Raw genomic sequence first — 11457 nt, 5'->3', positions numbered from 1 at the left:
ATTTAGGGGTCTGGAAACAACTTCAAGAAACATCAGCCCCCTAGATTGTCCCCTAAATTCCGGACGGAAACCCCTAAATTATTTGGTTACCCAAACACCTCCCATTCCACAAGATATTAAAGTGCGATAAACATCGCATACATATCTTAAAGAATAAGAGGTAAGAATAAAACTAGACTACGCCACTTATAGATAATCGTGATGATAGATTTATTTTCTGGTGGACTTGTATAACGGATTAGGTGGACTTCGTCACCGTAATGCATGGACTTATTTTTCCGTATTAGTTGGACTTGTCACTCCGTAATATTCATTTATGATTTTTTTCAGCATCTTCAAGTAAATCTTCAAGCAGTTTAGCTGTTTTTCCCATTGCTTTATAACTTTTCTCTAAATCGTTGATTAGTTTATCGTATTCTTTTAAATCTTTCTTAGTATTTTTAAACACAGATAATCGAAGTTCTAATGAAGACAAGTCCGATTTAATCTGATCAAAAACAGCTTGCACTTCATCAATTTTTGAATACTTATTTAAATAAACATACTCACATTTTGTCAGCAGCTTAGCGTAGTCATTTTGTACATAATCAGGATTGGATAATAGCGTAAATGTTGTAGCCGCCACTCCAGATGACCCTAATCCCAAAAGTACGCCGCCACTGGCAATAATAGCAGTTCCACCAGCCATACCTAGCCCTCCAACAGCCAAAGCGCCACCACCTACCATTGCCAAAGAAGCACTTGTTAACGCAGCTCCATGAAGAGCTGGAAACGCTCCCCCTAATAATGCCACAGCAATTTGAGGTGCAAAAGTAAAAGCTGCAAAGCCAGTTGCCGCTGTGATTGCAAGAGTCCCTAAAGCAAAACCTGCAATTTTAACAGAATTGTTTCCTAAAGCATTTTTGTAGTTTTGGTAACATTTCGTGAATTCCTTCATTTCTTTACTAGTTATATAAGTTTGATTTTCACAAAAATAATCTTCAATATAATCGATTGAAAGTTTAAGGCCTTTATAATCCTTATCATCCTTGTCAAAAAGATAATATGGCTTAAATAAAGCTAGTTCTAGAGCTATTTTATAAAGCCAAATCAGATCTGGAGTATTTGCCGCCAAAGTAGCAATGGCTTGGTAAACTTTTCTTGGTTTTTCTTCAAATAGTTTATTTAACTCAAGAGATTCTTCGCATTTTTTCATCCATACTTTTCGCCAATTATTTTTCTTGATTTGAATAGAGTTTTCCTTAGTTGCTTGGATATCTTCTTTGAGTAAATGCAATTCCAAGGAATATAATAATTTCGTCTCAACTGAATTCAATCCGACAAAATACTCTAATTCTTCCTTTGGCACTTCTCTTTGTTTATGAATTTCTACTACTTTTGAACGATTAAAAGACTTTTTAACATCTTCTATAATACAATCCATATCCTCTTGCAGCAGAACCTTAAATCTTAAAATGTTTGGAATATTGATTGCTGCTAAAATTCTATTAATTTTCTTATCCTTTTTTGCAAACTCTCCCCCTACATCAATCAATAAATTCAACAGACTAAATATACCTGTGGATACCGTATTGATTCGTAAAATAAGTTGATGATTTTCTTCTTCAAAGTTAGAATAATCCAACACTTCTAAACCCTCTAATGTAGAAATATTATGTTCGTCAACATAGGACAAAAAATGACGTAAAAAAATATAACTATTTACTAATCCGTTATTGATTTGCGAAACTAGAATATTGTCAAAGCCCTTCAAACTATCACAACTTGTTCGAGAATGGTTTAAGTGTATATTTTTTTTGTTGATCCATTTTTTTAGATTTGAATCTTTTAACAAATCTACTTTTATTCCTTTGGTCCAATCCTTGATACACTTTGAAACAAATGACATTCCACTTATGATTTTGATAATATCATCAGATTCTTCTTTGAATTGTCCCGTCAATTTATAAACTATTATTTGATTTGTAATCCAGTTTATGATTCCTATCTCAATTCTATCCAACAATGAAAGCTCGACTTCATTTTCTAGGACATCTATCTTTTCAACCTCAATTTTCCCTTGTTCATCTTCCCATATTTTGATTCCAAGAACAGACTCCGCAATAGAAATAATTAAAGCTCTGTAACTTAAACCGCTGGAGAAATCTTTTAATGCAGAAACATATTTTTCCTTTTTATCAATTTTTTCTTAGCATCAAGTAAGACTTCAATTATTTTTTCCTTCGTCCCCTCAACAGCTTTTTCCGATAGATTATAATCTTTTAAAAAACTGGATAATATTTCAATCCACTTCTGATCATTAACTTCATCTTCTTCTTGGAACTCTTTTAATAGTTTGCTTATGCCATATGCAAAAGTTCCAGAAAAAAGGGCAAATAAATAGTCGTAGCGATCCGCTTTATTTACTCCTTTTTCAAATTCGACATCAAAAACATCCGCAGCCTTTTTCGTATTTGTTTTACGGAACAATAAATCTTCCAAAGGATCGTCAACTAAAATAGAATCAATCATTATCGTTTCATTTATCAGTTGTCCATCCCATTTTGTTAATTCATACATGTTTGAATCCTCCAAATCAAATACATATAGCGTTAATATAAAAATTAGCTGTAGTAATACTAGCAAAAAGTAGGAACTGTTTCCGATTAAGGCTAATACATTGTAAATTACACTTTTTAAAACTGATTTGTTTTTTATCCAATCCTGTATATTAATTTTCTCTATTCTTTTCTTAAATTCTGAAGATCTTATTAACTTGTGTATTTTACTGAATTCATATTTTCATATACTTTTTAATCATTATTAAAAAACTGTTCTATTCCTCGAAAGAAATCTCCTTTTTGTTTAACCTTATTTTCTTCAGATATTTTGACATTTGTACGCCCTTTTGATCCAACATCTCTAACCGTTTTTTCATATTTATATCCATAACGATCAATCATTGTCACGGTAAATTTATCATATTCTACTAATTCTTCCGGGATTTCAATTGAGAAACTATCTCTTTCAGGTTCGTGTACTTGCATGGTTTCAGCTTCTTCCCCATCTCCATAATATACATAAACTTCGTTGATAACCTGATTGGTTTCATTTATGATTGTTAAATATCTATTCTCCTTATTTTTTTCGGCTTCAACATTCAAAACGTCTGCATCCCCTATTTTATTAACGAAAAAACCTTTATAAACAATAAATCCACCCGTCAAAACTATTACGATAAGCAAAACCCAAACGATTATCTTATGTGAACTACCTTTGTTTGATTTATTTCTTTTTGATTCTCTCATGATTTATCTTCTCCACAGTTATCATTCACTATTCGCTTCTTTTCTAACTTATCTTTTATATGATTTTCAAAATGAGAGGCCTGAGTATGAGCCTCATGTAAATCATTGTCAATATAATTCATACCGCGAGATGTAATACTTTTTGTTCCTTGTTTTAATTCATAAATTGCTGGTTCATTTCTAAAATAAATTAAAATACCAAAGAAGGAGCATAACACGTAAACTATCCCCCATAAACTTCCCATTGCTTCATTTAGTAAATTTATGTTGAATAGAGCCAATATACACACTAATCCCATGCAAATTACGCTGACAAGTTTTAGACCTAGCCATGACAGCACTAATGCTCCTATCATTAAATAAGTAGAGTCAATAGGAATATTGAAAAAACCTAAGAAACTTAATTCATCATTAAACAAAATTATCTTAATAAAACTAGCCAATAGCAAAATATTTAATAAACAATATACTACATCAATCCATGATCCGAGTGTTCTTTCTACGCCTTTAATTCGTATAACAAAAGCGGAATAAATAATCACTGCATAAATACAAGATGTTAAATCTGGCCGAATTAATATCGTATCATGTTCTAATTTCCAACCGATAAAAGAAAGAAATATCGCAAAAGTCATTAAAACAAAAGAGATATAAGCTAATCTATTACGCGAATAAGGTTTAGTAATCACTTCCCCAGTAACATTATAAAAATCCTCTTTAAAACTATTTTGAGCTATGAGTTGCGCTTCTTCTTTAGTTGAAGCTTCTACAATATAGGCTTTTGATTGCTTATCTATTACATCTCCTTTTGTTTTAACTAAATACTGCATATCTATCCCTCCATAAAAAATCGATAAAATCATATTAGAAACTTTAGAGTTACAAATGAGTTCTGATTAGTATAACTAAAAAATCAGTAAGATTTTCTAGCGCTTAACCCATCCTTCAACCGATATTTTCAATGCGTGGTTTCATAAAATATAACATTTTCATTTTAAGCATTTTTATAAGCTTCAAAAAATCAGTAAATAACAATAAATGAATTATCAATATTTTTTCAATTTAATCTCCCTCATCCCAAACCATTTTCTTAATTCACTTTTTTTCCTATTCACTTCTTTTTCACTTTCTCCTTCATATGTATATAAAATAATCTTACTTAAACTATCTATGCTATCTCTCAAACGAGAAAAAAATAATTCATCGCTTTCCAGGCCGTGACCCATTATTACTAATTCTTTTACATTTTTATACTTTTCAAATGAATTCAGACTTAATATCTTATTATTCTGATAAAACTGTTGTAAAGACCTTGAAGCACTGGAAAGATCATACTCTAAAACACCTTCACTATTCTTCGCCAGTGGAAAAGCCCAACCACCTTTTCCACTAAATAACTGCCATAAATGAGGCTGAAACTCTTTTAATCTTTTTTTAATATTTACTGTATCTTTAATCTCAGCCAAATATCTTAGATATTTTAATTCAAATTTTTGAACTTCTTTCATATACTTTGTATACACACCAGAAACCAAATCCATTGGAGGAACATCATTGGCAAACCCTAAAATTATATCCGGATCATCTGACAATGATCCATGAATAAAATCTACTTTATCTGAATATTGCTTAACAATATCTGTATAATTAAAAGAAATCACAAATGTGTTTTCAGACTTAAATTCTTCTTTTAGGACTTCCTTTTTAAGCACTTTTTTCCCTTCAGCAACATTCATTAAATAACTTTTTAATAAATTTTTTATTTCCTCAAACAAAGAATTGCATATTTCCATTTCCTTATCTATGCTTTTAATAAATTCATCATTTTCAAGATCTTTAAAAGTTTTTTGAAAAACTGTTCTTGATATTGCTTCAATGTTCGATTCGAAATCATACCACTTTTGAGAATTATTGTTTGTTGTTAAAACTATACTAGATAATTGTTTGAATTTTTTCATATATTCGTTATCTGTATAAGCTTTTCTAAAATCATCATATGAGGTTTTCAAACCATGTGCCAAATCAAATCCATTGCCTACTATAACTAATTTCTCTATCATAAATGTATTATATGATTTCATAAGCAAATATTAAATGATACTTAATTTCATCTCTTGTCTAATTTGACTATCAAGTCTAAAACAGAATTATTTCTTCTAAAATTAATCATGAATCATAAACGATAGAAGTTTAAAAATCTGATTCAATCTCTCTACCATCAAAAGTCAATTGAAAATGAATATCTTTAATAAAAACTTGTCTTTCAATTTTATTCGGATATGTAATAAATACAGGAATATTTTGTTCTTCACAAATTTTAGTTAATAAATTTTTATATATTTCAGGTACATTATGTCCAATAATCAAGCATTCGACTTCTTCTTGGTTAAACTGAACATATTTTTCTTTTTGAACAATTCTATATTCCGATTCATTCTCCCAACATTTAAATTTTTTATGCAAGGCATCTACTATTTTTTCTTCTAACAAAGAATCATTAACCCAGCACGAAGGTTTCTCATCCTGATCTGTTAGATAAGATACTTTTTTTATGTGATTTAATGAATTCTTTGTGTTAAAACCAATACATACCCCACAATAATTATTCGCATATAACCCCCACATTAAACAAGATTTTGGATTATCTGTTAAAGACAATATTCTGTATTTTTCAAACCGTTCATACATATAAGGTGGTACTATCCCGTTACTTGAATATAAAGAGCTTCCCGCAGGAACATCCCCAAATATCGAAAGGTGCATTGCTTCAAATGGGTCGTTCAATTCCTCAAGAGTAGAGCAATATAAACGATGATTTTGAATAATATCTAATATATATTTAATGTTAGAGTTGTCATAGTCCTTATCATTTGAATCAATAATCTTTTTAGCTTTTGTATAGTCCACTTTCTTAAACGCTATAGATTTATATTTATAAATAGCTTCCGGTACCATAAACTCCTCCATAAATGAATTTTATTAACTAATCATCTAAATCATAAAAATCATCTAAATGATACGTTATGATAGGGGTAACATGCAGTTGATACTTTATTGCTAAATTAACTAATTCATCCCCATCAATCAATGTAAGAGGCGTTCCTTCAAAAGCAGCCTTTTTCGCACTTGAAGTAAATCTACTGTTGGTAATAAAGACACCATAATCTGCCTTAAATTTATTCATTGCTCCTAAAAACTGGTTGATTTCAGGTTCAGATACAGGGGATGTATTATATCTTTTACACTGGATTACTACCCGAGTTGTTCTAAAATCATTTGAATCTCTATGATATCCAAAACCATCTATTCCACCATCATTGCTGACTTGAACACCTTTTTCTGTAAATTCCACTCCCATTTTTGTTAAGAGTAATCGAGAAAAAGATTCAAATTTCTTCGGAGACATCTTGGCGATAGCTGATAAAAACTTTTCTTTAAACTCATCCATGTAACTCTCTGTGGAATCACCATCGTCTGAGCTTTCATATTCTGTTTCAGCTTTGTTTTTCTTATTTTTATTGCTGAGTTCCAACCAAAATTTCTGTGACGGTTGAATAATATCCCGATCAACATCCAACGTTGATAAATCTAGATTCATCCCTTTTTCCGTTAGATAAATAGTTGGATTTCGTTTTTCAAATTCTATAAGTTCTACAAAACTCAAATCCTTAATTGCAAAGTTAAATTTAAAATCGAATTCGTAATATTCATTATGAGATTTTGCAGATTTCTTTTTATAGGAGCCATATTCAGCAATATTATCATCCATAGATTTAATTCTTTCTTTAATTTCCGAACGAGTTAATTGCCCACCTGCTTCTTGTAAAACTACTAGAATAGGTTTTATGAGATACTTTAATCTATCCTCGTGTGACAATTTTGAAAAAAACACAAAAATCCCTCTCTTCAATTTTTTATTCGCTCTACTCTTAACACATTAAATTTATAATTTTATAATAAACCAGAATTATATTTGATTACTTTCTCCAACCAAGTATTTTCTGTGCTCATGGTCTCAGCTACAAAATACTCTTTTTCTCTCTTATCTGAATTCAATGCATAACATAACCGTTTTATTTACTGTATATTTATTCTATAACTCTAGTGGTAGCAAAATGGTAGAAGGATCTAGTATCAGTTAAATAAAGTTACTCAACTTTCCATTTTTCAATATTCTGCTAGGCACAAATTGCATTCTTGTTGATACTACTTATAACGCTTTGTATACCACTCCACAAATTTATGTTATCACCGAATAATTCAACAACATTTCCTTTATCAATAAAAGGTGAATCTTGCAAAACAGACAAATCCTTCATTACTCCGTTACGAACAATAAACTCAACAATTTGATTTACGAAATAGATTTGATTGCTATTCATTTCTCTTTCATCCAAATATTTTGAGAAAGCTTCTTTTGCGGCATTCATATCCAAACCAACGATTTCACGTACAAATTCACCAAGTGGTTTTTCTCCAACTTCAGAATAATAATCTTGTTTAGTTCCAAGCTGATTCCATATAATTTTTTCTAATTCATCCATATCATTTTTATCTAAAGGTTTATTCCCTTTTAACTTCATGATTACTGGATTATCTTCTTGATGTTGTTTAATATAATATTCAAGTTTCTCTTTATAATTTTGTAAATCATCGTTTTCCAAATCAGATTCATTCCAATTAACAGACAAAATATCATCCTCAAAATCAGTCATGTATATTTTTCCTGTTTGAGGAATATACTTAATCAGATCACGAAGATTCTTTCTAATAATTTCAAAATCATCAATATCACTTTCTTCTAAATAATTCGTATGCAAGATTTTATCTAAAAGTTCAGACTGCATTTGTATTTCGGGAATATTCGCAACACTTGCTACACCTTTCACCTTCTTGATAAGATCCTTTTTGTATTTAGAATATTTTTTCTGTGCTAAATAAGCCAATTCAATTCCATGCATCAATGCATCAAAACGAACTGCATTAATTTCATCATCATCTGGTTTAATCAATGGCACAAGTTCCTCTTTCACATCTAAACAATTTTCATAGGTCAAAGAAGTATAATTATCAGGATTAGAATATAAATCTACATATTTAATGTGTTGCCGGACATCAAACTTATTCCGATCCAATTCTTTCACCTTACTAACCATTTCTTCAACTAATTGCTTTCGCCATGTTTTCAACTCTTCTGTTTGGTAAGTCAAATCTTGCAATTTATATGCAATTTGGAACTTCAAATTAAAGATCGCCCCATGTACAGCTATCGCATTTGCAGAAGCTTTACCTTTATTCATTCTAAAAAATTCAAAATTTCCACAGAAGTCAAAGATATAAAATTCTTTTTTATCGTTTCCATCTAATAATCCCGGACATAATCGAGTGCCTCTTCCGATCATTTGCCAGAATTTTGCCTTGCTCATGACCTTTTTAAAGAAAACAAGGTTAACTACTTCAGGAACATCAATTCCTGTATCAAGCATGTCCACTGAAATTGCAATCTGTGGAAGTTTATTAGCATCCGAAAATTCATCTATCGCACTTTGGACATAGTTGATTTTATTATCAATAACTTTTGCATAACCATTCAACTCTGGATATTCTTTATTAAATACTTCAAATATTGTTTCTGCATGTTTATGATTCTTTGCAAAGATAATTGTCTTTCCGATTTTTTGACCATAATCAACTGTAATACCATAATTAAATAAAGTTTTTAATACTTTTCGTATTGTATCCTCATTAAATACCCATGAATTCAACGCTGAAGAATCGATATGTTCTGGTACATTCCCATTTTCATCCGCAAATGTCTCCTCATATTCCTCTTTTTCTTCTTCTGATAACTGATCCCATACGATACCTTGAGATATAAATTTTAAATCCGTTTCAACTGAAAGAAAATCGACTAAGTACCCATCTTTTACAGCTTGAGCAAGTTCATATCCATACGTAGGAACACCATTTTCTAGTTCAAATATCTTATAAGTATTCTTATCAATTTCATCTTTAGGAGTAGCCGTAAGCCCTACAATCGGAGCATCAAAATAAGTAAAGATATCTTTATACTTGTTATAGATAGACCGGTGCGCTTCATCACAAATAATCAGATCAAAGTGCCCACAAGTAAAAAGCTTTTTATCATCTTCTTTAACAGTGTCGATACATCCAATCATTGTCTGATACGTTGAAAAGACCACATGTGCATTATAATTAGACTTATCTTCCACTAAGTTTGTAGCCGATAAGTTTGGAAGCATATTTACAAAACTTCTTTTTGCTTGGGTAACTAATGAATTTCTATCCGCCAAGAACAAGATATTCTTGATCCAGCCTTCATTTAAAAGTACATCTACAAGTCCAATAACCGTTCTAGTCTTACCAGAACCAGTCGCCATAACTAGTAATGCTTTTCTTTTATTTCGTTGATCAAAAGCTTCACAAGTAGCTCTAATAGCTTCTTCTTGATAATATCTACCCGCAATATCTTTGTTTATATTAATAAATTTCAAATGAGCTCTAGTACTCATTAAATTGAAATACTTTTCTAAATCTCTCTTAGAGTAAATAGAAGACACTTTTCTTTCCGGATAATGATTATCGATAATTCTAGTTTCAAAACCATTTGTAAGGAAAATTACAGGTCTGCGTCCGTATTGTTTTGCTAAAATATTGGCGTATAAAATTCCTTGTTGTCTACCTTTAGAAACATCTACACATGTTCTCTTAGCTTCAATGACAGCCAATGGTTTTTGCGTATCATCATACAAAACATAATCAGCATATCCTACTTCTGATTTATTAGGCATGCCCGGCAATTCTACCTCATTAACCCAGTCCTTATCTTCCACCCATCCAGCATCAAGAAGCATTGCATCAATATATAATTTACGTGTTTTATATTCAGACAAATCCAAAGGTTTCGCAACATATGTATTTTGTTGCTGTTCTCTACGCTTGCTTAGTTCTTCTTTTAATGATTTATTTTCTTCAATCAATGCCTTCAAATCAATATCTGCATTCACTTCAGGGACTGCTGTTACGTCTTCTTTATCCAAAAGAGATGCGTCAAATTCTCTTTCTTCATACTCATTACCGTAACAATACGCTATCCAATCCATAAAGTAGAAAAGATTCTTTAGGCATATTTCCGCAATGTTTTTAGCCTTATCTCTACTATTATGAGCTGCTTCATTTCCATAACGTCGAATAAATTCCAAACGTTTCCATAAATCATCTCCAATAATTTGTCTAAATGTATCACAATTCATCAGAGTATATAGATTATCTTTATAAGGTACTTTTAATTCATAATCAACTGAAAACATCCACTTAATAGCTGCTTCCATTGCCCTACGACAATTAATGATACAAGTGTTACTGTCAACTTTATATGTTTTTTCCGCAACAATCGCTATATCGATAAAACTTTCAAATTCACTTTCTTTCTTCAGGTAATCAAAGTTTGTCATAGTGCACCTCGCTTTCCTTATGTTTATTCATATCTATATTCTAGTACATTTGTATATATACATATCGTCATATTTTGATTTATCGACTTGCCTGACAAATAAAACAAATTCATTTTGTAGTTCTACCGGCGGAACAATAACCTTTAATTCGCTAAGTGTTTTCAGATTAATATTCTTTTGCGCAGATTCTGGAGCTTGGGATTCTAGTATCTTCTGAAAGAATGAGAACCAATAATGAATAAATACATTACTAGTCTTGTCATTAGCAACAAAACCAACTACACTATCTGGAAAACAAGCGTCAAATTCTAATATTGCCGTCTTAGCGATATTAGCTGCTATCGTAATACAAAGAGTGCCTTTATCCCACTTTTTACTCTGTTTTAAACCAAAATCTGAATAAGTGGCGTTATATGAAGAAATATATAGATCTGCATTTGCTACATCGCCTGTCTGAATCAATGGATAGTCTCCACCTAATAATTTAGGGTCATTTCTTGGTCTGTGTTTAGATACACCACGGCCTAATTCACCCAATTCTGGTAATGTTGCCTCAGGTAGCTCATAAGAGTTTAATACCGGATCCCCAAACATCTCGACAAATCGGGCTTTGATTAGTTCATCATATTTGTGTAATTGACTTTCTTTATCATCAATTATTTTTCTTACATTATCCAATGTCTTCGTTATTTCTT

At 31.0% G+C, this 11457-nt stretch carries 9 protein-coding genes; all 9 read right to left on the bottom strand.

Features of this window, described 5'->3' with window-relative positions; all coding sequences use genetic code 11:
• Positions 1–310: 310 nt before the first annotated feature.
• Positions 311–2002: a hypothetical protein gene (locus tag HNQ43_RS08970; protein ID WP_183376953.1), complete on the bottom strand. Its 1692-nt coding sequence runs from the start codon at positions 2000–2002 to the stop codon at positions 311–313.
• Between the two features lie 146 nt (positions 2003–2148).
• A complete protein-coding gene (locus tag HNQ43_RS08965; protein WP_183376951.1) occupies positions 2149–2559 on the bottom strand; it encodes a hypothetical protein in 411 nt (136 codons plus the stop codon).
• Between the two features lie 233 nt (positions 2560–2792).
• Entirely contained in the window at positions 2793–3287 is a 495-nt protein-coding gene (locus tag HNQ43_RS08960) for a hypothetical protein (protein WP_183376949.1), read from the bottom strand.
• Entirely contained in the window at positions 3284–4117 is an 834-nt protein-coding gene (locus HNQ43_RS08955) for a hypothetical protein (RefSeq protein WP_183376947.1), read from the bottom strand. The genes HNQ43_RS08960 and HNQ43_RS08955 overlap by 4 nt, the downstream gene beginning before the upstream one ends.
• Positions 4118–4333: 216 nt before the next feature.
• On the bottom strand, positions 4334–5347 hold the full coding sequence (locus HNQ43_RS08950; RefSeq protein WP_183376945.1) for an AbiH family protein: 1014 nt from the start codon (positions 5345–5347) through the stop codon (positions 4334–4336).
• Between the two features lie 130 nt (positions 5348–5477).
• On the bottom strand, positions 5478–6254 hold the full coding sequence (locus HNQ43_RS08945; protein ID WP_183376943.1) for a DUF2971 domain-containing protein: 777 nt from the start codon (positions 6252–6254) through the stop codon (positions 5478–5480).
• A 16-nt stretch (positions 6255–6270) separates the two neighbouring features.
• A complete protein-coding gene (locus HNQ43_RS08940) occupies positions 6271–7179 on the bottom strand; it encodes a restriction endonuclease (RefSeq protein ID WP_183376941.1) in 909 nt (302 codons plus the stop codon).
• Between the two features lie 286 nt (positions 7180–7465).
• Positions 7466–10762: a DEAD/DEAH box helicase family protein gene (locus HNQ43_RS08935; protein ID WP_183376939.1), complete on the bottom strand. Its 3297-nt coding sequence runs from the start codon at positions 10760–10762 to the stop codon at positions 7466–7468.
• 33 nt (positions 10763–10795) lie between these two features.
• Positions 10796–11457 (bottom strand): restriction endonuclease subunit S (locus tag HNQ43_RS08930; RefSeq protein ID WP_183376937.1); only part of this gene is annotated, 662 nt, incomplete at its 5' end.

It is taken from the genome of Faecalicoccus acidiformans (assembly GCF_014202635.1).
GTDB lineage: Bacteria > Bacillota_I > Bacilli_A > Erysipelotrichales > Erysipelotrichaceae > Faecalicoccus > Faecalicoccus acidiformans.
This window is presented reverse-complemented; position numbering and strand designations above follow the sequence as displayed.